Annotated in this window: 22 protein-coding genes, 1 tRNA gene and 1 pseudogene; 17 read left to right on the forward strand and 7 right to left on the reverse strand. The window is 65.5% G+C overall.

Features of this window, described 5'->3' with window-relative positions:
* The first annotated feature begins 253 nt into the window (after window positions 1-253).
* The 9 genes and pseudogenes from GFY24_RS10615 (at window position 254) to GFY24_RS10650 (ending at window position 7029) form a co-directional block, all read left to right on the forward strand.
* Window positions 254-664 (forward strand): DUF202 domain-containing protein, encoded by a 411-nt coding sequence (locus GFY24_RS10615; RefSeq protein WP_309230709.1) that lies wholly within the window; start codon window positions 254-256, stop codon window positions 662-664.
* Window positions 661-972, forward strand: coding sequence for a DUF202 domain-containing protein (locus tag GFY24_RS41055; RefSeq protein ID WP_194852814.1), 312 nt, complete (start codon window positions 661-663; stop codon window positions 970-972). Before GFY24_RS10615 ends, GFY24_RS41055 begins: the two co-directional genes overlap by 4 nt.
* Window positions 969-1904: a formylglycine-generating enzyme family protein gene (locus GFY24_RS10625; RefSeq protein ID WP_153804842.1), complete on the forward strand. Its 936-nt coding sequence runs from the start codon at window positions 969-971 to the stop codon at window positions 1902-1904. The genes GFY24_RS41055 and GFY24_RS10625 overlap by 4 nt, the downstream gene beginning before the upstream one ends.
* Window positions 1905-1973: 69 nt before the next feature.
* Window positions 1974-2129: pseudogene (locus GFY24_RS42890) on the forward strand (sulfatase-like hydrolase/transferase); the annotation flags it as partial.
* 56 nt (window positions 2130-2185) lie between these two features.
* Window positions 2186-3409, forward strand: coding sequence for a sulfatase-like hydrolase/transferase (locus GFY24_RS10630; RefSeq protein WP_255458629.1), 1224 nt, complete (start codon window positions 2186-2188; stop codon window positions 3407-3409).
* A 23-nt stretch (window positions 3410-3432) separates the two neighbouring features.
* The gene (locus GFY24_RS10635) at window positions 3433-4089 is read left to right on the forward strand and encodes a DUF3159 domain-containing protein (RefSeq protein WP_194852815.1); all 657 of its coding nucleotides are present in this window, start codon (window positions 3433-3435) and stop codon (window positions 4087-4089) included.
* A 1138-nt stretch (window positions 4090-5227) separates the two neighbouring features.
* Window positions 5228-5998: a trans-aconitate 2-methyltransferase gene (locus GFY24_RS10640; RefSeq protein WP_153804844.1), complete on the forward strand. Its 771-nt coding sequence runs from the start codon at window positions 5228-5230 to the stop codon at window positions 5996-5998.
* Between the two features lie 134 nt (window positions 5999-6132).
* Window positions 6133-6939, forward strand: a complete 807-nt coding sequence (locus tag GFY24_RS10645) for a PP2C family serine/threonine-protein phosphatase (protein WP_153804845.1) — start codon at window positions 6133-6135, stop codon at window positions 6937-6939.
* Between the two features lie 16 nt (window positions 6940-6955).
* Window positions 6956-7029 (forward strand) — tRNA-Met (locus GFY24_RS10650).
* A 352-nt stretch (window positions 7030-7381) separates the two neighbouring features.
* Here the strand turns inward: GFY24_RS10650 and GFY24_RS10655 are convergent.
* On the reverse strand, window positions 7382-7849 hold the full coding sequence (locus GFY24_RS10655) for a MarR family winged helix-turn-helix transcriptional regulator (RefSeq protein WP_228566181.1): 468 nt from the start codon (window positions 7847-7849) through the stop codon (window positions 7382-7384).
* Between the two features lie 103 nt (window positions 7850-7952).
* On the opposite strand from GFY24_RS10655, the gene GFY24_RS10660 reads away from it, so the two are divergent.
* Genes GFY24_RS10660 through GFY24_RS10680 form a run of 5 tightly spaced genes read left to right on the forward strand, consistent with a single transcriptional unit; the run spans window position 7953 to window position 10717 of the window.
* On the forward strand, window positions 7953-8585 hold the full coding sequence (locus GFY24_RS10660; protein ID WP_309230710.1) for an SgcJ/EcaC family oxidoreductase: 633 nt from the start codon (window positions 7953-7955) through the stop codon (window positions 8583-8585).
* Window positions 8582-9298 (forward strand): SDR family oxidoreductase, encoded by a 717-nt coding sequence (locus tag GFY24_RS10665; RefSeq protein WP_153804848.1) that lies wholly within the window; start codon window positions 8582-8584, stop codon window positions 9296-9298. Before GFY24_RS10660 ends, GFY24_RS10665 begins: the two co-directional genes overlap by 4 nt.
* A 42-nt stretch (window positions 9299-9340) precedes the next feature.
* Window positions 9341-9781: an SgcJ/EcaC family oxidoreductase gene (locus GFY24_RS10670; RefSeq protein ID WP_153804849.1), complete on the forward strand. Its 441-nt coding sequence runs from the start codon at window positions 9341-9343 to the stop codon at window positions 9779-9781.
* Window positions 9781-10404 carry an NAD(P)-dependent oxidoreductase gene (locus tag GFY24_RS10675; RefSeq protein ID WP_153804850.1) on the forward strand — a complete coding sequence of 208 codons (624 nt, stop codon included), beginning with the start codon at window positions 9781-9783 and terminating at the stop codon, window positions 10402-10404. Before GFY24_RS10670 ends, GFY24_RS10675 begins: the two co-directional genes overlap by 1 nt.
* Entirely contained in the window at window positions 10352-10717 is a 366-nt protein-coding gene (locus GFY24_RS10680; RefSeq protein ID WP_153804851.1) for an RNaseH domain-containing protein, read from the forward strand. The genes GFY24_RS10675 and GFY24_RS10680 overlap by 53 nt, the downstream gene beginning before the upstream one ends.
* A gap of 439 nt (window positions 10718-11156) precedes the next feature.
* Here the strand turns inward: GFY24_RS10680 and GFY24_RS10685 are convergent, their stop codons facing one another.
* The 3 genes from GFY24_RS10685 to GFY24_RS10695 all read right to left on the reverse strand — a co-directional run bounded on the left by GFY24_RS10685 (window position 11157) and on the right by GFY24_RS10695 (window position 14755).
* Window positions 11157-11435, reverse strand: a complete 279-nt coding sequence (locus GFY24_RS10685; protein WP_153804852.1) for a DUF3558 domain-containing protein — start codon at window positions 11433-11435, stop codon at window positions 11157-11159.
* A 9-nt stretch (window positions 11436-11444) separates the two neighbouring features.
* Window positions 11445-12194, reverse strand: coding sequence for a VIT family protein (locus tag GFY24_RS10690; protein ID WP_153804853.1), 750 nt, complete (start codon window positions 12192-12194; stop codon window positions 11445-11447).
* A 239-nt stretch (window positions 12195-12433) separates the two neighbouring features.
* Entirely contained in the window at window positions 12434-14755 is a 2322-nt protein-coding gene (locus GFY24_RS10695) for an FdhF/YdeP family oxidoreductase (RefSeq protein ID WP_153804854.1), read from the reverse strand.
* Window positions 14756-14956: 201 nt separating this feature from the next.
* Between GFY24_RS10695 and GFY24_RS10700 the strand changes: the two genes are divergently transcribed.
* On the forward strand, window positions 14957-15982 hold the full coding sequence (locus GFY24_RS10700) for an FUSC family protein (RefSeq protein WP_228566182.1): 1026 nt from the start codon (window positions 14957-14959) through the stop codon (window positions 15980-15982).
* Between the two features lie 13 nt (window positions 15983-15995).
* On the opposite strand, the gene GFY24_RS41810 is transcribed toward GFY24_RS10700, so the two are convergent.
* Both GFY24_RS41810 and GFY24_RS10705 read right to left on the reverse strand, forming a co-directional pair.
* Entirely contained in the window at window positions 15996-16316 is a 321-nt protein-coding gene (locus GFY24_RS41810; RefSeq protein WP_228566183.1) for a hypothetical protein, read from the reverse strand.
* Window positions 16285-17196, reverse strand: a complete 912-nt coding sequence (locus GFY24_RS10705) for an MFS transporter (protein ID WP_228566184.1) — start codon at window positions 17194-17196, stop codon at window positions 16285-16287. The genes GFY24_RS41810 and GFY24_RS10705 overlap by 32 nt, the downstream gene beginning before the upstream one ends.
* Before the next feature lie 177 nt (window positions 17197-17373).
* On the opposite strand from GFY24_RS10705, the gene GFY24_RS10710 reads away from it, so the two are divergent.
* A complete protein-coding gene (locus tag GFY24_RS10710) occupies window positions 17374-18009 on the forward strand; it encodes a TetR/AcrR family transcriptional regulator (protein ID WP_153804855.1) in 636 nt (211 codons plus the stop codon).
* A 105-nt stretch (window positions 18010-18114) separates the two neighbouring features.
* On the opposite strand, the gene GFY24_RS10715 is transcribed toward GFY24_RS10710, so the two are convergent.
* On the reverse strand, window positions 18115-18933 hold the full coding sequence (locus tag GFY24_RS10715) for an MBL fold metallo-hydrolase (protein WP_153804856.1): 819 nt from the start codon (window positions 18931-18933) through the stop codon (window positions 18115-18117).
* Window positions 18934-19044: 111 nt separating this feature from the next.
* Between GFY24_RS10715 and GFY24_RS10720 the strand changes: the two genes are divergently transcribed.
* Window positions 19045-19653, forward strand: a complete 609-nt coding sequence (locus GFY24_RS10720; protein ID WP_309230711.1) for an XRE family transcriptional regulator — start codon at window positions 19045-19047, stop codon at window positions 19651-19653.
* The last annotated feature ends 192 nt before the right edge of the window (window positions 19654-19845 follow it).

The raw sequence follows: 19845 nt of genomic DNA on the forward strand, positions 1-19845 counted from the left end.
GGCCATGCCCGAGGCGCGAAGCGGTCAGCCGACACAGAAATACGCTGATCGACACCGTGTCCATAACTGGCGCTTTAGACCAGTACTGACTAACGCGTCGGGACTGTAGTTGTGACGCCCCCCACTCGTCAACCGTCCTTGCGACGTGGCTCACCGCCGTAACCGAGCCGAGCGTATCTGGACACCATGTCTATTTATGTGCATCATGTCTACAGAAGAAGTTTGCTGGATCCCGATCAACGAGGACCGATACGTGCGAAGCCAGGAGATCGACCATCGCCCACCGGCCGGTGCGCACACCGCCACCACGACGCCGTCGTCAGATGCGCGGACCACCAATGCACCGCTGGACTATCGGTTCAGCCTGGCCAATGAACGCACCTTCCTGGCATGGATCCGCACCGCGCTGGGATTGCTCGCGGGCGGGGTAGCCGCCCAAACGCTCGCCGAGCAGTTCTCCACCTCGGGCTTCCGCCGCACCATCGCCGCGGCCTGCGCGGGGCTCGCGGTCGTGATCGCCACGCGGGCCTATCAGCAGTGGCGCCGGGTCGAAGCGGCAATGCGGCGGGGCGCGCACCTACCCGCCTCGGCACTGGTGCCAGCACTCACGATTGGCGTCACCGGGGTAGCGCTGGCCGCCGGTGTCGCGGTGCTCGTCTCATGACCGCCCCGGCAGCATGGGGACCCGACGCCGGTCTCGCGGTAGAACGCACCGCCTTGGCGTGGCGGCGCACCGCGCTTTCGGCAGTGGTCGCTGTCGCGGTGCTTGCGCACGCCGCGTCGACCACCGCCGCGGCCGCACTCACCACGACCGCCTCGGCCCTGATACTGACGTTCGTCGCCGTGGCGTGCCAATACCGCAATCATGTTCTGCGCAAACGACACCCACGGGCCGTAGCCGGGTTGATCGCGACCGTCGCGACTACCGTCGCGATCTGTTCTGCCGTCATCACGACCGGATTTGTCCTATGAGTTGCTGCTCACCCAGGCGCGAGGATCGTGCGCCGGATTCGAACCACAGCACCACGGCCACCTCGAATTACTCTCCGGCCGACAAGTACCCCGGTCGGCATCTGATCCCGCTGTCCGGCGGTGAATTCCGCATGGGCAGTGAGGCTTTCGACAGCTACCGTGCCGACGGGGAGGGTCCCGCGCGACCGGTGCGCGTGTCGCGGTTCGAGATCGCCGCGCACACCGTCACCAACGATTCGTACGCCGAGTTCGTGGCCGCCACCGGATATCGCGGCGACGCTGAACGTTTCGGCTGGTCCTATGTCTTCGCCGGGGTACTGCCCGCGGCACTGCGACGTGATGTCCGCCGCCCGGACGCCACCCCGTGGTGGTGTGCGGTCCCCGGCACGACCTGGCGCACGCCGGAGGGACCGGGCAGCGACCTGACCGGACGCGGGAAGCATCCCGTGGTGCACGTGTCGTGGAACGACGCGCGGGCGTTCTGCGCCTGGTCGGGCACTCGACTGCCGAGCGAGGCCGAGTGGGAATTCGCCGCGCGCGGTGGACTCGATCAGTCTCGCTATCCCTGGGGTGATGAACTTGCCGCAGATAAGTTCCGCTGCAATATCTTTCGTGGGCGCTTCCCCGCCCACAACACCGCTGTCGACGGCTATCGCACCACCGCGCCGGTAAACGCCTTCTCCCCCAATGCCTTCGGCCTCTACAACGCGGTCGGCAATGTCTGGGAATGGTGCGCGGACCATTGGCGCACCGACCACAACCGCGACCTCGTCATCGATCCGCGCGGTCCCGCCGACGGTGATACCCGGGTGCTGCGCGGCGGATCCTATCTCTGCCACGACAGCTACTGCAACCGCTACCGCGTGGCCGCCCGTATCCACAACTCCCCCGATTCCACGAGCGGCAATACCGGATTCCGCGTCGCCCGCTGACCGATCTCACCCGGCCCCGCTCTCCGGGTCCGTGCACCAGAAAGGGATTTCCCTGTGACCGAACAACCGATGAACGTACTGGTCATCGTGTCCGACCAGCACAACCCGAAGATTCTTGGCGCGGCGGGCAATACCACCGTGCGCACCCCGAATATGGACGCGCTCGCCGCGCGCGGCACCCGCTTCGACTCGGCCTACTGCCCGAGCCCGATCTGTGTGCCCTCACGCGCGTCCTTCGCCACCGGGCTCTATCCCCACCAGCCGGATACTGGGACAACGCCATGGGGTACGACGGAGCGGTCGAAAGCTGGGGACACCAGCTGCAGCGGGCCGGACGCAGGGTCGAATCCATTGGAAAACTGCACTACCGCAATGCTTCGGACCCAACCGGCTTCGATACCCAGCACCTGCCCATGCATCTCAAGGACGGCATCGGACAGGTGTGGGGATCGGTGCGTGATCCCCTGCCACGCCGCGATAACGCACCGCTCATGGTGAGCATTTCCGGCGGCGCGGAGTCCGACTACACCCGCTACGACGCGGCGGTCACCGACCGCACCTGCCAATGGCTTACCGATGCCGAGAATCAGCGCGAGCCCTGGGTGCTCTATGCCGGACTGCTGGCCCCGCACTTTCCCTATCTCGCGCCACCACAGTTCTTCGATATGTACGACCCGGACCAGATGCCCCCTCCCACACAGCGTCCCGATCACGGTCACGTGCGGCACCCCTGGGTGGAGACGTTCGCCGGGGTACTGCCGGGGCTCGACAACGCCAACACCGAGGAAGAGCGTCGGCGGGCTGCCGCAGCCTATTACGGACTGGTCAGCTACCTCGACTTCAACCTCGGACGGATCCTGGACGCCCTGGAAGCCAGTGGGCAGGCCGACAACACCCTGGTCATCTACACCAGCGACCACGGTGACATGGTCGGCAGTCGCGGGCTGTGGGGAAAGTCGTTGATGTACACCGAATCTTCCGGTATTCCCCTGCTCCTGGCAGGACCGGGCGTCCCGGAGGGCGCGATATGTCAGACCCCCGCCAGTCTCATTGACCTGTATCCCACCATCCTCGATGCCGCCGGTGTCGCCGATGCCGCCCCGGAACGGCGACCGGGACGTTCGCTGCTCGAATTAGCCAGCGCCGCTACCGATCCCGAGCGGGTGGTATTCAGCGAATACCACGCCATGGGCGCTACCAGCGGCGCGTTCTTGATCCGCAAGGGCGACTTCGCACTGCATTACTACGTCGGGTTTGCCCCGGAGCTCTACGACGTCGCGAACGATCCCGACCAAACTCGGGACCTGGCTTGGCATCCCGACCATCTCGATGTGCTCGAGGACCTGACCAGTGAACTGCGTTCACTGGTGGATCCAGACGCTGTCGACCAACGCGCCAAGGCCGATCAGGCGGCGTTGGTCGACCGCTTCGGTGGTCCGGCTGCCGCTGCGGTCCTGGGCACTCCCGGGGAAACCCCGCCGCCCACACTGGACAACCAGTCCTGATCGCGGACAAAGGCGCTGACACCGTGACTATTCCCCCTCCACACGAACCTCCCACCACGACAACGCCTTCCGGAGTCCCCGAGCTTCGGGCGAAGCTCCGTGACCTCGGAGGCGCCCGCCATCTGATCGACGGCGCCGCCCCAATCCTCGGCTACATCATCGGATTCCAACTGCGCGGCATTGCGACCGGCATCGCCGCCGCGATCGCGACGGCCGCGATGATCGCCCTGCTGCGCATCCGGCACGGTGACCGATCCAAGGTGGTGGCCGCCTCCACCTTGCTGGTTCTGGTGTTCTCGGCCATGGCGGCCGTCACCGGCGAAGGCCGCGACTTCTTCCTGCCGCCACTGATCCTGTACTCCGGCTTGACGATCGGATTCGGAATCAGCCTGCTCACCTCGACGCCGCTGACCTTGCCGATCTGCCAGCGCATCCGATTCGAACCCGCGACCCCAGCCGACCCAGCGACTCGCATCACCCTGCACCGCCGCGTCACGACGGCGTGGATGATCTTCTGCGCCGCACATGTGCTGATCATGGGACCGGTCTACCTCGCCGACAATGTCGTACTTCTCGGCACGCTCGCACTCATTCTGAACAAACCCGCACTCTTGGCAGCACTCGCCGGGACCTGGGTATGGCTGCGCCGCACATCGCGCACTTCACTCCGACGGATCTGATCCGCCGACAGCAAAAACGCCCGGTTATCGACCGGGCGTGAGTGGCGTAGATGGAGTACGTGCCCCCGGTGGGGTTCGAACCGACGCAGGCTTGGTACGACCTCGATTGCTGCTTTCCGCAGATGTCGACCTCGGGTTGGCACGAGGCATGACCGGCCGAGCGGTTCACGCAGGTGCTGGAAGCGTTCTGACTGGTTGCGGTGACTGACGGTGGGTGGACAACGATGCCAACGGGCCGTAGGCGCACCACTGCCGGTACCCATGAGGGCGCGCGGGTGTTCTGATGTGACCCGAATTCCTGCGGTGCCATGTTGTCCCACGGCGCCGATCCGCAATGATTGAACCCCCGGGTAGGGGTGTGGAATTCGGCGTCGCGATGCCGATGCCGAAGCAGCACCCTCTGTTGCTCGCTATGGGATGGATGACCTCCAGCCAGTGACGAATCCCTAGTCACGCCAGGGAAATTGGCATCAAATTTGGCATCACGACAGGGCGGGACCCACGGGTCAGTGTGGGATCGCATGGACATCGTGGACGCTATCGGTTGCGCTGACCTGCGCCGATGACACGTGGCGGTACACGATAGAGCGTTCGGGACGGCAACCCGTTGGCTCATAACCCAGAGGTCGCAGGTTCAAATCCTGTCCCCGCTACTACGAAAGAACGGCCCCGGAACCACTGGTTCCGGGGCCGTTTTCGTTGGATCGCGGCGGATTCGCCATTGTCGGGGGCTCTGTGCCTGCTGGAGCAGCTCGTCCGGATGCGGAAGTATCATTGGCCAACTTCGCCGCCAGCCGATCCACAACCCATCTGTACTCCCACGATCCCCACCGTGCCAGAGCCCCAAGCCGCTACTTATTTACCGGTGAGCCCAGAAGGTAGGGGAGCCCACACTGAGACCGGTGGGTCACCCTGAGATCATGTGATCCCGCCCGGGTCTCGTATCAGCTCTGGCACTCGGTGTCGAGCACCTGCACGCCGTAGCCGCCGTTCTTGGCTATCGCTGCGGCGAGCAGGCACGGTTCATCTCGTCCCCGGACTCATCGAGGCGAAAATCATTGTGGCAGCGAACGTGTCCGGCAATTCTATGATGGCGGGAAATTCATCGGCACGGTTGACAACCAGGAATGGAGCAGCCATGTGGGATCCGCGGCAGTACCTGGCCTTCGACGATCATCGGGCCCGGCCGTACTTCGATCTGGTGCAGCGGGTGGGCGCCGAGAAACCGCGCCGGGTGGTCGATTTGGGGTGCGGACCCGGGAATCTGACGCGCACGCTGGGGGATCGGTGGCCGGATGCGGCGCTGGAAGCCTCGGACTCCTCACCCGAGATGGTGGCGGCCGCGCGTTCCCGAGGGATCGACGCCCGGCTGCTGGATGTGCGGGACTGGCGGCCGAGCCCGGACACCGACGTGGTGGTGACCAATGCGGTACTGCAGTGGGTGCCCGAACATCGGGAGTTGCTGACGGCCTGGGCGCGGGAGTTGCCCGCAGGCGCATGGCTGGCATTCCAGGTGCCCGGAAACTTCGACGCACCTTCGCATCGGGCGATCCGCACGCTCGCCGGATCGGAGCGCTGGCGGGAGCCGCTCGCCCTGGCCGAGTTGCTGGAACCGCGCGCGGTACTCGATCCGGCGGGCTATGCCCAATTGCTGACCACGGCAGGCTGTGCGGTCGACGCCTGGGAGACCACCTATCTACAGCGGTTGAGCGGACCCGATCCTGTGCTGGAGTGGGTCACCGGCACCGCCCTGACCCCGGTGCGCGATGTACTCGACGATTCCGACTGGTCGGACTTCCGCGCGCAACTGGCTCCCGTGCTCCGCGAGGCGTATCCGCAGCAGCCCGACGGCACCACCTGGCTGCCGTTCCGGCGGATCTTCGTAGTCGCCCAGACTGATCTCGGATAACGGTCTGATCTCGGCTTTTGCCGGATTCCACAGCAATCGCACAGACAAAATTGGGAGCACCGCACGGGTTTCGGCCGTTGAATGGGGGAGTGCTGGTCCGCAGCACCCCATGAGACCGAGTCCCAGGAGGGGCCATGCACACCCAGGCCATCGAGATCGGCACCGGTGACCCCGTGGAGCCCGCGCACGAGGTGTGGCTGGGCCGGGTGGCCGGATCGGCGGTCAGCCGCGTCGGACGGCGCACCATCAACGCCGACGCGGTCGCCACCTTCACCGACGCACGATTGGGGCGCACCGCCTTCGTGGTAGCGGACGGCGTGGGTGATCACCTCGCCGCGGCGCGCGCCGCCCGACTGGTCGCCCGCACGGCCTCCCGAGTAGCAGTCGTACACGGTGCCCGCGCCGGAATCCTTGCCGCACAACAGGAGTTGCTACGCGAACTGCCGGAGGCAGCAGCCGACAGTGTGCTCGTAGTCGCGGTCCTCCCCGCAGGCGGATGGCCCGACGCCCCCTGCGATATCGCCTGGGTCGGCGACTGCCGCGCCTACCGCTGGAACGGCCGAGTACTACACCGCATCACCACCGATCACACTGTGGCCGAATACTTCCACTCCCGCGGCCACGCCCCGATGCCTGGAATGGCCCACCTGGTAACAACTTCCGCCCGCACGGTAGACCCGGCCGCCATCGGCCAGGCATCCACCGGTTCGAGCACCGGCCGACTACTCCTGTGCAGCGACGGCGTAGGCAAAAAACTCGACATGATGGCCATCAAATCCATACTGGCCGAAGGCGATTCGGCAGGCAGCACCGCCGAGGCCCTCGTCGAAGCCGCCCTGGCCGCCGACGGCACCGACAACACCACCACCCTGGTAGTAGACGCCCACCCCCTACACCCACCCACCCCACCCGTTTTGGAGTTTCGCCCCACCCCGGGGTAACGTCATGTTCACCCGACGCGGGGTGGAGCAGCTCGGTAGCTCGCTGGGCTCATAACCCAGAGGTCGCAGGTTCAAATCCTGTCCCCGCTACTACGCGTTACCAGGGGAAAAGGCCCCGGAACCATTGGTTCCGGGGCCGTTTTTCGTTGGAATGGCAACGGATTTGGCAACGTTAGCCAAACTAAGTGTCATCCGTGTTGTGGTGTCCCGCGCTGTTCGTGGTGTCCGCCCAAACAGGTCATCGGCCCGTAGGTTTGTTCGTTCGAGTAGTTATCCGAACCGTTGCGAGTCAGGCATTTTCACTCGCGCGGTGATCCCGTCGGCCGGGAGTTCGTAGCGACGCAGTACGGAGCCGGAGCTGAGTCGGCCCCTCTTGTTGTGTCCAGTCGGGCAGGTGCGGAACTTGGGTGGCGAACCCACCGGTACTCGGCGGCGCGAGCTGTCAGTTGGGGTTGCGGTCGTGTTCGGCGATTTCATCGACCGATTCCTGGAACGCCTCGGCCGCGCGGGTGAAGTAGTCGAACAGTAGCTCGCGCTGTTCGGGGGTATAGCCGCCGATGATCGCGCCGATCCGACGACGTGCCGGAGCCGGTACTTTGTCGAGGTCAGCGGGCTCGCCGATGGGTTCCACGATCACTTTGCGGCGATCACCCGGATCGGCGGCGCGACGCACGTATCCCGCCTGTTCGAGGCGATCGATGAGCCGGGTGGTGGGACCGGTGGTCAGGCCCGTGCGCGCACCGAGTTCGCCCGGAGTCATGGCCCCGCTGAGTCCGAGGATGTTCAGCGCGTACAGATCGGTCGCGCCCAGATCGACGGCCTTCGCGCCCGCTTGGGCATGTAGCACAACCGAACTCAGGTAGCGGCGGAAGACCTCGCTCGGATCGCTTTGATGATCAGCTGTTGACAAGGCGCAACCCTCTCTCGTAATCTCTTCCTTAACGAAGAGAAATCTTAAAGGAAGATACATCTTCTACGCAGAAGATGGCACGAAAGGGCTTTCCCTCATGACTGTGACCGCCACAGATGCCGAAACCGTCACCACTCACAAGTCACGCCGCCGGACCATCGTTCGGGCGCTGGGCGTGACCACCCTGGCCCTCGGTCTCACTGCCGCCGGTGGTTACACGTGGCTGAGTCAGACGTCGGATGTCCGCAATGCGGGAGTCGCCGAGTGCGCGACCATCACCCCCGACGGCGGCAGCGCCGCCGATCTGCAAGCGGTGTGCGGGACGATCGCACAGATGACCGCGGCCTGGGACCGCAACGACGCCGACGCCTACGGTGCGACCTTCACTGAGAACGCCACGTACACCACCTTTCTCGGCACCCACTACCAGGGCCGCGCCGATCTCACCGAGGCGCACCGCGCACTGTTCAGCGGATTCCTGAAGGGCACCAAGCTCGCCGACTCCTTCCTCGACGCCCGCTTCTACGGCGGCAACGTCGCCATCGTCACCACCCGCGGCGACCGCTACGACGACAAGCGCCCGTCCGAGCTGTCCAAGACCCAGACCTACACGCTGGTGCGCGAATCCGACGGTCAGTGGCGGATCGCGAGCTTCCACAACACTCAGCGTCAGCCGGTCATGGAGCGGATCTCGTTCCTGTTCGATCCGGCCACCAAGCCGCAGGCTGAGCGATGAGAGCGCTGGTCACCGGGGCGAGTGCGGGCATCGGTCGTGCTTTCGCGGTATCGCTTGCGGCGGAAGGATATTCGGTCACCGCTGTGGCCCGTGGAGTCGAAGCGCTTGAGACGCTGATGGCCGAACTCGGCGAGGGGCACGGCCATCTCGTCGCTGATCTGGTTACGGACGAAGGGTTGCGGGCGACCACGGACCTGCTCCGGGGTGGCGGCTTCAGCCTCCTGGTGAACAATGCCGGAACGGCCTCGCACGGCGATTTCGCCGAGCAGCCGCTCGAATCAGCGCTCACCACACTGGATCTGAACTGCCGAGCGGTCGTTGCGCTGGCACATGCCTTCCTCGGCAATGCCGCGCCCGGCAGTGCGCTGGTGAATGTGTCCTCCACCCTCGGACATACCCCGAAACCGGGTACCAGTGTCTACAGCGCCTCCAAGGCTTTCGTCACCGCATTCTCCGAAACGCTGTGGCACGAACAGCGATCGCGAGGTGTCCACGTCATGGCCCTGTGCCCGGGCGTCACCGCGACCGCATCGCAGACCGCCACCGATGTACCGACCTGGCTGGTCCAGTCACCACAGCAGGTGGTGGACAGCGCCCGGAAAGCCCTCTCCGACAGCGCCGGTCCGGTTGTACTCACCAGCCCCGCGAATCGAATGTTCACCACCGCACTACGGCTGCTGCCCCGGCGCGCAGCACTATCCATCCTTGCCTGAACCGAAATTCACTCCGCACCAACGAATCCGAAGGACCCCATCATGAACGCCATCGACACCACCGCCATCCGTGCCCTGATCGAGCTGACCCAGGACGCCTGGAATCGGGGCGACGGGGCCGCCTACGGAGCCTGCTTCACCGCCGACGCCACCGACGTGACCTATGTCGGCACCGTCTACCACGGCGGCACGGAAATCGGGCAGGCGCACCAGGCGCTGTTCGACACCTTCCTCAAGGGCACCCGCCTCACCGTCGAAATCCTGGAAATCCGTTGCTACGGAAGCGATACCGCGATCGTGGTGACTCGCGGCGAATCCTCGAAGGGTGAGCCCAAGAAGCTCGGCAAGCTCGCCACCTACACCGTTGTTCGGGATACCGATGGACAGTGGCGCATCGCGGCCGTGCAGAAGACCCAGCACAAGCCCTTCATGGAGGCCGTGTCCTTCAAGTTCCAGCCCGCCACTCGACCGGCAGTGCGCTGATGGCCGCGATCGCCGTGGTCGGCGCCACCGGGCGCACCGGCCGGGTGATCATCGACCGCGCCCTGGCCCGGGGACACCGTGTCACCGCGATCGTGCGGTCGGCCGGGAGTTTCGCTCCCGCACCGGGATTGACCGAGATCGTCGCCGATCCGACCGCGCCGGGCTCGCTCGCCGGTCGGCTCGGCGAGCAGGATGCGGTGATCTCCGCGCTCGGCGCTGTCGGGCGCGGACCCACCACCGTCTACTCCGCGGGGACCACCGAAATCATTTCCGCTATGGGGTCCGGCGGACGGCTGCTGGTCATTTCCTCTGCGGGACTGGCTGTTCCGGCCGCCGCCGGGACGGTGACCAAGGTATTCGCCGCCGCGCTGCATCGGATCATGCGCCACACCTATGCCGACATGGCAACGATGGAGCGACTGTTGGCGGACAGCGATCTGCGCTGGACCCCCGTCCGCCCCACCCGGCTGACCGACGACCCCGCCACCGGGAATCCGCGAATCTCGTTGGGGGCCACCGCGCAGGTCGGTCCGCGCACCTCGCGCACCGACTTGGCGACCTACCTGCTCGATGCCATCGACGACCCGCGCACCGAGCACACCGCCGTCGCGATCTCGTCCTGACCGTTGGCAGGTCACGTGCACGCCACGGCAGCCCTCCACGCGAGTACGACCCAATATTGATACTGAGTCAGGATTTCGACCCCACCCGCGAAGCTCCGCGAACGCGCCCGCCGACAACGCGTGGAACCCGACCCTGCTGGAATTCACCATGATCGGCTTCGATGACCGCGACAGCGCTGAGCACTGGGCGATGTATCTGCACCAACAGCGATCCGTTGATGACTACCGAGACCAACTCGGGCTACCGCTTGCCCTGCACGTCGCGCAGTTGGCCGATCAGTATGCGCTGCCGTACGACTATCCCGGGGAATAACGATGCCGATGAACCTGAACGCGGGGGAGCGGACGGGACTGACGACGACGAGGAAGGCCAACTTAAGTTCGACTTCGCGTAGTTGGACGCCCCCGAATCCGCCGAAATTGGCAACGGATTTGGCAACCGAACACGGCGGAATCCAGCAAGACGGGTGGGACGACACGAACGGATGACCTCCCGATGACCAGCGAAAACGGGATCCCACGGGACCCAGAGACGCGCACGGGACGGGTCCTCGTTGGCTCATAACCCAGAGGTCGCAGGTTCAAATCCTGTCCCCGCTACTAATGAGGGCGGTCCTGGCCTATTGGTTTCAGGACCGCCCTCTATCTTTATCAAGGTTCTCGGCACCGGATTTGGCAGCATCTCGTCATGAGATGCTGCGGGCGGACCATACGACGAAGCCGCCGCGGAATCTGGGCTTCGGAATTCGATGTCAGCCGTCGAGTTCGACGGTGTCGAAGATCAGTTGCCAGGCCGCGGAGCAGGTTTCGGACTGTGCGGTGCTGCCGCGCCGGCGGACCCACCAGGTGACGGTGCCCGAATAGGCGGCGGAGGCGCCGCACGAGCCGGGATCGCGGGGATCATGCCAGTAGAAGCCGCCGAAACTCTTGGTCACGAAGTTCTCCAGCTGGTAGCCGAGGTCGACGGCGCTGCCGCGGAACCATTTGAAGGTGACTTTCGATCCCGCGGTGTCCGTCTCCGACCGGCACACGACCGGCCGTCAGACAGAAATTCCGACCAGGTGGCCCACCGCGTAGGTGAAGGCCATTGCCAGCGCGCCGCCCAGCGCCACGCGGGCGGTGGCCTTCACCGGTTCCGCGCCGCCGAGGCGGGCGCCGAGGGCGCCGGTGGCCGCGAGCGCCAGCACCACGGCGGCGAACGTGATCGGCACTCGGAAAGCGGGGCCGGGCAACACTATTGCCAGCAGCGGTAGGAGCGCGCCGAGGGTGAACGACACCGCCGATGAGAGCGCGGCATGCCACGGGTTGGTGAGTTCGTCCGGGTCGATCCCCAGTTCCGCCTCGGCATGGGCGGCGAAGGCGTCATGCGCGGTGAGTTCCTCGGCAACCCGCCGTGCGGTCTCGAAGGAGAGGCCCTTGCCCCGATAGATCTCGGTGAGCTCGTCCAGTTCCGCCTCGGGCTGCTCCAGCAGCTCCCGGCGTTCGGTGTCCAGTAGCGCCCGTTCGCTGTCGCGCTGTGTGCTGACCGATACGTACTCGCCGAGCGCCATCGACACCGCACCGGCCACCAGGCCCGCGACACCCGCGGTCACGATCGGTCCCCGGCTGGTGGTCGCGGCGGCCACACCGACCACAATGCCCGCGACGGACACGATGCCGTCGTTCGCACCGAGCACCGCGGCCCGCAACCAGTTCAGGCGTGCCGAAGTACCCGACTTGTGTGGTTCGTCGGCGTGCTCGCCGGTACGGAGGGCGCCGTCCGGGGCTGCGGCGGTGAGATCGGTACTCATTTCTCGAACGGTAACGGACGTTCACGGCATACCGCCAGCAAAGAGAGCCTCACCGAAGTGAGGTAATCCATTGCATACCAAGGTATTTCAACCCTGCGCTGGCTGCTCGACTGGTCGGTACCGCCGTCAGCTCTTGCCGACTTCCTTGCTGACCGACGAGTAGCGGGTCCCCGCTACTACGAAAACGGCTCGGAACCAACAGGTTCCGAGCCGTTTTTCGAATGCACTCGCCGGAGCGGTCAGATCGAGCGTTCGATGGTGACCTTCAGGTTCTTCATGATCGGCTGATCGCTCTGGGTGCTGTAATCCCCGATCGCGCAGAGCACGTTCATCTCCGGCATGTACCCGGCCGCGCAGCCCTTGGGAATGTCGTAAGGGATCACCTTGTACCGCTGCAGGGAACGGGTGCTTCCGTCGCGCGCGAAGCTGGTGATGTCGACCTCGTCGAACTCTTTCAGCCCGCGATCGCGCATGTCGTGAGAGTTCATGAAGACCAGCTGACGCAGATTCTGCACGCCGCGATAGCGGTCGTTGTCGGAGTAGATCGTGGTGTTCCACTGGTCGTGTGAGCGCATGGTGGCCAGCGTCAGCTTCCCGGGTTCCGGGGTCATGTCGGGCAGATCCGGTGCGGCGAATTCGGCGCTCCCCGACGGTGTGAGGAACACCAATTCCCTTGCGGGCTGCCGGATTCGGAAGCCCAGCGGCAGGCGCACGCGGCGGTTGAAGTCCTCGAAACCCTCGAGCACCTTCGACATCGTGTCGCGGATCCGGTCGTAATCGTCGACGTACTGCTGCCACGGAGTCGGGCTGTTCGGCAATGCCGCCTGCGCGATTCCGGCGATGATCGCGGGCTCGGAGCGCAGGTGCGGCGACGCGGGCTTCTTCATGCCCTTCGACAGATGCACCATCGCCATCGAATCCTCGACCGAGGTCTCCTGGATTCCATAGATCTGGAGATCCTTCTCGGTGCGGCCCAGACACGGCAGGATCAACGCCCGCTTGCCGTGCACGAGATGAGCGCGATTGAGTTTCGTGCTGACCTGAATTGTCATGTCGCACTTGCGGAGTGCTTCGAAGGTATAGGCGGTATCGGGTGCGGCGAGCGCGAAATTGCCGCCCATGCCGACGAATACCTTGATCTTGCCCGCCTGCATCGCCTCGATCGTCGCGACCGTGTCCATCCCGTTCGCGCGCGGCGGATCGATCCCGCAAACCTGCGCCAGCCGGTCCAGAAACTGTTGCTGCGGACGGTGATTGATACCGCAGGTCCGATTGCCCTGCACATTGCTGTGCCCGCGCACCGGCGACGGACCTGCCCCCTCGCGACCCAGATTGCCGCGCAGCAGAAGAAGATTCACGATCTCCCGGATCGTGTCGACACCATGCTCGTGCTGGGTGACGCCCAGGCACCAGCTGATGATGCTGCGGTTCGCATCGCAGTAGATACGCGCGGCCTTGCGGATATCGGCCTCCGAGACCGCGGACTGCCGCTCGAGTTCCGGCCACGGGGTCGCCTCGACCTTGGCCCGGTACGCGTCGAACCCCACCGTGTGCCGTTCGATGAACTCCCGGTCGAGCGCCTTGGGGTCGGTCTCGGACTCCTCGAGCACCGCCTTCGCGATACCGCGGATCAGGGCGAGATCGCCGCCGATACGCGGCTGCAGATTCAGCGTGCTGGTTTTGGTGGCATGGAACAGGGCCATATCCACGAACTCGTGCGGAATGATCGTTTTGGTCGCGCCCGCCTCGACCAGCGGGTTGATATGCACGATCTGCGCGCCGCGCCGGTGCGCCTCGGCCAGTGCCGTCAGCATGCGGGGCGCGTTGGAGGCGGCGTTGACGCCCATGATGAACAGCGCGTCGGTGGCCTCCCAGTCCTCCAGATCGCAGGTGCCCTTGCCGGTCCCGAGCGACGCCTCCAGTGCGCGGCCACTGGCCTCGTGACACATGTTGGAACAGTCGGGCAGGTTATTGGTGCCCAGCTCACGGGCCATCAGCTGATAGAGGAACGTGGCCTCGTTGCCGAGCCGGCCGGAGGTGTAATAGGCCGCCTGATTCGGGTCGTCGAGCTCGCGCAGAGTCCGGCCGGCGAGTTCGAACGCGTCCTTCCAGCTGATCGGGGCATATTTGTCGGAGGCGGGGTCGTAGCTCATCGGCTCGGTCAGCCGGCCCTGGTTCTCCAGATCGAACTCGCTCCACCTGGCAAGTTCGCTCACCGTGTGCTGGGCGAAGAACTCCGGCGTGCACCGGCGGTGGGTCATCTCCCATGTGACGTGCTTGATGCCGTTCTCGCAGATATCGAGGTGAATGCCCTTGATCGAGTCGGGCCAGGCGCATCCCGGGCAGTCGAAGCCGTTGTTCTCGTGGTTCATCTTCAGAATCGCGCGGGCACCGATCAGCGGTGCGCGTTCCTTGACCACCATGAAATTGGCAACCGACTTCGCCGCGCCCCAGCCCGCGGCCGGATGGTGATACGGATGGAATTTCGGTGCGGCGGCGAGGTCGGCGTCGTGGCTCGGACCGTTGTCGGGATCGAAATCTTCGCCCGGCGCAGCGTTCATGACAATTCCCTTCGATGAATCCGGTGTCGGTTATCGATTGATCAATGCCATCGGGATAAATGCTTTCACAACGGAGGCATTTCCGAACCGGTGTTGCGCTGGTTGCCGCCGGTTTGACGGGTCAACTCCGCGTCGGGCACGCTGGCCATTTGCCTGGGCGCCGCCGTTTCCCACCCGCGAACGACTATCGGAGGACCCTTTTTGCCCAGCCTGCGATATCGGGCGCATGAACTGATCCACCGGAGCATTACCGGCATCGATCATCTGCCCGCCGCCAGGGTGTTCGCCGGGCTGGCGATCCCCGGCGCGGTGCTGCTCGTTTTCGGCCGCACCGACCTGCTCATCTACGCGGTATTCGGATCGTTCACCGGCATGTACGGGTTCGCCGAAGCACCGCGCGAGCGACTGGCCCATCAGCTCGAGGCGGCCGCGCTGTTGATCAGCGGTGTAGGGCTGGGCATTGCGCTGGCGGAGTATCACGCCCCCGTGTGGCTGCTGGTGGTTTGCGTCGCGCTCTTCGCCGCAGGGCTCTCACCGATTACCGACAGACTCGCGCTGCGTCCCGAGGGACCGTTCTTCGGGATCTTCGCGTTCGGTGCGATCGCCAGGGTCGCGGGCAATCAGACCCAGCCGCTGCTGGCGTTCGCGGTGTGTGTGGCGGTGTCGGCATTGTGTGTCGGGGTCGGATATTTCGAGGCGACTCGACGCGAGCGGCGCGAGGGCCCGGCCGCTTCGGCGCCGGCAACGCCGCAACGGTCCGGCAGGGCGTCTGCCGTGCACGCCGCCCGGTACGCGCTGGCGATCGCGGTGTCCGGCGTTATCGGGCTGCTGCTGGGTATCGGGCACGCGAATTGGGCGATGGCGGGGGCCGCGGTGCCGCTGGCCGCCGCGGATTCGCGCGGGCGGATCCGGCGCGGGGTCCACCGGGTGCTGGGTACCTTCGCCGGTCTGGCGGTCACCGCTCCGCTGCTGCTGCCCGGTCCGAGCTCCACGGTGCTGGCCATCGTGATCATCGCGCTGCTCTATCCGACCGAGCTGTTCATGGCCCGCTATTACGCTGTCGCCCTTGGGTTTTTCACGCCGCTGATCATGTCGATGACCGAGCTCGCGGCCCCCGACGATCCGCGGATCCTGCTGCGAGACCGTGCCGTCGACACACTGCTCGGTGTCGCGGTCGGTGTCGCGGTCGCGCTGCTGGTGCGCGAACCTGATCGGCGGGACGACTGATCCGCGGCCCGCATCATCCATCGCTCCGTCGCCGGGCGCTGACCGTGAGCAGGATCAGTGCGGCGAGCCCGAGCACGGCCCCGGCGATCGGCAAGGCCGACAGGGCCGCCCCTCGTGCGAGCAGCACCGAACCGATCCATGCTCCGGCCGCGTTCGCCAGCTGGAATCCGGCGATATTGACCGTGGCAGCCAAATGCGGGGCGGCGCCGGCGGCGCTGATCAGCTTGGCGGCCAGCGGCGGAATAATGGAGAATCCGGCCGCGCCGAGCACGAACATCCATGGCGCGGTGAACCATCGATACTCACCCAGCAGCGCCAGCAGGCCGAGTGCCACCGCGAGCGCCCAAGGCGAAATACAGGGTCCGGTCGATGGATTTGTCGGCGAAGTAACCGCCGAGCTGATTGCCCGCCACCGACCCGAGGCCGAACACGAACAGCAGCACAGTGACTGTGCCGGTGGAGAATCCGGCATGGTCGTGCAGCAACGGCGTGATGTAGGTGAACACCACGAACAGTGCGGCCTGGCTCAGCGCGGTGAGCCCGAGCGCCCACAGCACCGGTGCTTTGGTGAACACCGACAGCTCGGAGGTGATGCTGCCGCCGGAATGCGAAGGGACACGGCGGGTTACGGTGATCAAACCGATCGTGACCGCAGTCTGGAACAGCGCCACCAGCGCGAATTCCCACCGCCAGCCCAGTTCGGTGCCGATCAGGGTGCCCAGCGGAACGCCCAGCACGGTAGCCAGATTGAGTCCGAGGGATACCCGCGCAATGGCCCGGCCCTGGAACTCCGGCTCCCCCAGCGAGGTCGCCAGCACCAGGCACAGTGCGAAGAAGGTGGCGTGCGGCAGTGCGGTAATGATCCGGAACACCACCAGCGTGGCGAAGTTCGGGGCCAGTGCCGTGCCGATATTGCCCGCGATGAACACCGTCATGGCAGCGGCGATGAGCGGAGTGCGCGGCACCCGGACCGTCGCGATGGTGAGCAGCGGTCCGCCGATCATCACCGTCACCGCGTACACGGTGATCAGCAATCCGCCGGTGGCCACGGAGACATCGACATCGCCCGAGATGTCTTGCAGCACACCGGCTACCAGATACTCGACGGTGCCGACGCCGAAGACGGCCAACAGCATCCACAGGATGGTGGCATTCCGGTCGATCGCCGGCGCGGTGACGGAAGTTGTTCGGGTTTCAGGTGTTTCAGCGACCATCGGTCGACTCCGCTTCCATTCGAGCGTGCACTCCACAGCGGCGCAGCCCCAGGCGAATCCCACGCCGATTCCTCCTCGGCGACGGTAACATTCATTTAGCGATCGCTACAGGAGTAAATTTGCGTAGAGGCGAGTGACGTCCATCACCGAGATGGGCGCGGAAGAAGGGAGTGGCCGATGGCGGGAGTGCGCGGTCAGGGACGCAAGTTCGACACCGATGCGGCGCTGGACGCGGCAATGCTGCTGTTCTGGCGGCGCGGCTACGAGGCCACCTCGGTCGCGATGCTCACCCGGGCCATGGGCATCAACCCACCCAGCCTCTACGCGGCCTTCGGCGGCAAGGAAGAGGTCTTCTTCGCCGCCGTCGCGCACTACAACGCCACCCGCGGCAACTTCATCCAGCGCGCCTTCGACGAAGTGCCGCACACCCCCGCCCTAATCCGCCGCATGCTCTACGACGCCGCCGACGCCTACGCCGACACCGACTGTCCCGGCGGCTGCCTGATCATCAGCGCAGCCGTCGGCGTCGCCGCCGGCAACCAGCACGTAGCCGACCGCCTCCGCGATATGCGCAACGCCAATATCGCCCTCCTGACCGACCGCCTGGCCGCCGACAAAGCTGCCGCCCGCATCCCCCCCGACGTAGACCCACTCACCGCCGCCGAATTCGTCGGCGCCGTCATCCAGGGCATGTCCCTGCGCGCCCGCGATGGCGTCGACGTCCCGGGCCTCCAGGAAATCGCCGGAATGGCCTGCCGTGCATTGGGATTCGTGCCCGAATTAGTCGGCGATGGCGCGATCGACTTGAGCTAGTTGATCTTCGGGCGAGCTCGCCGATCGAGGGTCTTCCTGAACGGAGCCGTAGCTGGATGGCGGAATTCGGTTGCGGGTCAGGGCATATGGCGATCGGCGGCTCGATCAGCCGATCGGTCGTGCGAGGTACGCCAGCGTATAACCATCGCCGGAGGGGGTTACGCGAGCGATGCCGGGTGAGTCGAGGTGGGCGCCGGCTACGAAGTGGTGTGGTTGGGTCAGTTGTTCGAGGAGGGCCACTCGCGCGGCGCGGGCCTGAGGCTGGTTGCCGTCGAACTCCCAGGACACGTTCGGCTGATCGAATTGGAGCGTGGGAACGTGAACGGTGTCGCCCCAGACGAGAAGGTGGCTGATGCCGCTCCTGACGTCGTAGACGGTGTGACCTGGTGTGTGGCCCGGTGTCGGGATCGCGGTGATCCAGTCGTTGATCGCGACCTGCTCCGACACGGGTACTACCCGGTCGCGGATCGGCTCGAGCCGCCCCGTGAACACCGAGGTGTCGCCCGCGCCGATCCACACGCGCTCGAGTTCGGTGAACGCCTCCGAACCGTCCGGCGCGATCAGGCCGCTCACGTGGTCTTCGTGCCTGTGGGTGATGGCCACATCGGTGACATGCGCGCGGTCGATTCCCGCTTCGTCGAGCGCGTCGTAGATCAATCCCATGGTGGGGTCGTGCCAGGCGTTGGACGCGCCGGTGTCGATGAGAACCGACCGCGTGCCGTCGGTGACGTAGAAGGCGTTGACCGACAGCCGTAAGTTGTCGCCGGCCAGCGGCACGGCGGCCGGTAGCTCATCGAGTGCGCACCCATGCTCGTCGCGGAGCCGTGTGGGCGGCATGTCGATATACCCGTCTCGCAACGAGATCACCTGCAGATCGCCGAATTCGAACCTGGCATGGTGCTGGCCGCTCGAGATCAAACGCATGGAACCTCCGTCGTGTCGGGCGCGAATCGCGTGTCTCCGATGGAAGACTATATCTTCTTTAGAAGAAAGCTACACTCTGGGCGGCGAGGTACCCATCGATCGAGGAGCACGGTGGTCGAGCAAGACGAAAACGCGGGCGAACCGCAGCACGGTGACGACCTGGCCGGCGCGTTCGGCGCCAACGTGCGGCGACGCCGCGAGGAGGCGGGCCTGACGCTGGAGCAGCTGTCCATCCAGTCGTCGGTCAGCCGGGCGATGCTGTCCAAGGTCGAACGCGGAGAGAAGAGCCCGACGATAGGCGTCGCTTCCAAGATCGCCCACGCGCTCGACGCGTCGCTCTCGGACCTGATCGGTGGGGCGGCTGCTGCAGCGTCCGGTGTGGCCGTTGTCATGCGCAAGAACGAACGCCCTGTTTTCCGCGACCCGGAAACCGGGTTCGAGCGGCACATGGTGTCGGCGGCCCCAGGCGCGGGAGGAGGCGAGGTGGTCGTCCACTACCTCCCCGCACAGGTCTCTCTCGGGCTGCTGCCCGCCTATCCGTCGGGTACGGAGAAGCAACTCGTGGTACTCGAAGGCACCCTCACCGTCGCGATCGGCGGAATCAGCGAGACCCTGAACACAGGCGACTCCCTGTTCTTCCAGGCCGACGCGGACCACGGCTTCGCCAACCGAACGAACGCTCCCTGCGAATACATCATGGTCATCTCGCGCAGAACCTGAATGGCCCAGATCCGAGCCGGGCCGGGTCTAGGGACCACCGAAATACACACTCGCCCAGGCAAGACCACGATCACCCTTGGACGCCGAACTCGGAGACTTGGCCGTGGAGGGTGCGATCGTGAGTCGTGCCATGCCGTAGTACGTGGTCAAGTTCGGTCGCGGGATGCCCGGACTACCGACTCGCTTCTGACT

Source organism: Nocardia sp. SYP-A9097 (assembly GCF_009649815.1).
Classification (GTDB): Bacteria; Actinomycetota; Actinomycetes; order Mycobacteriales; family Mycobacteriaceae; genus Nocardia.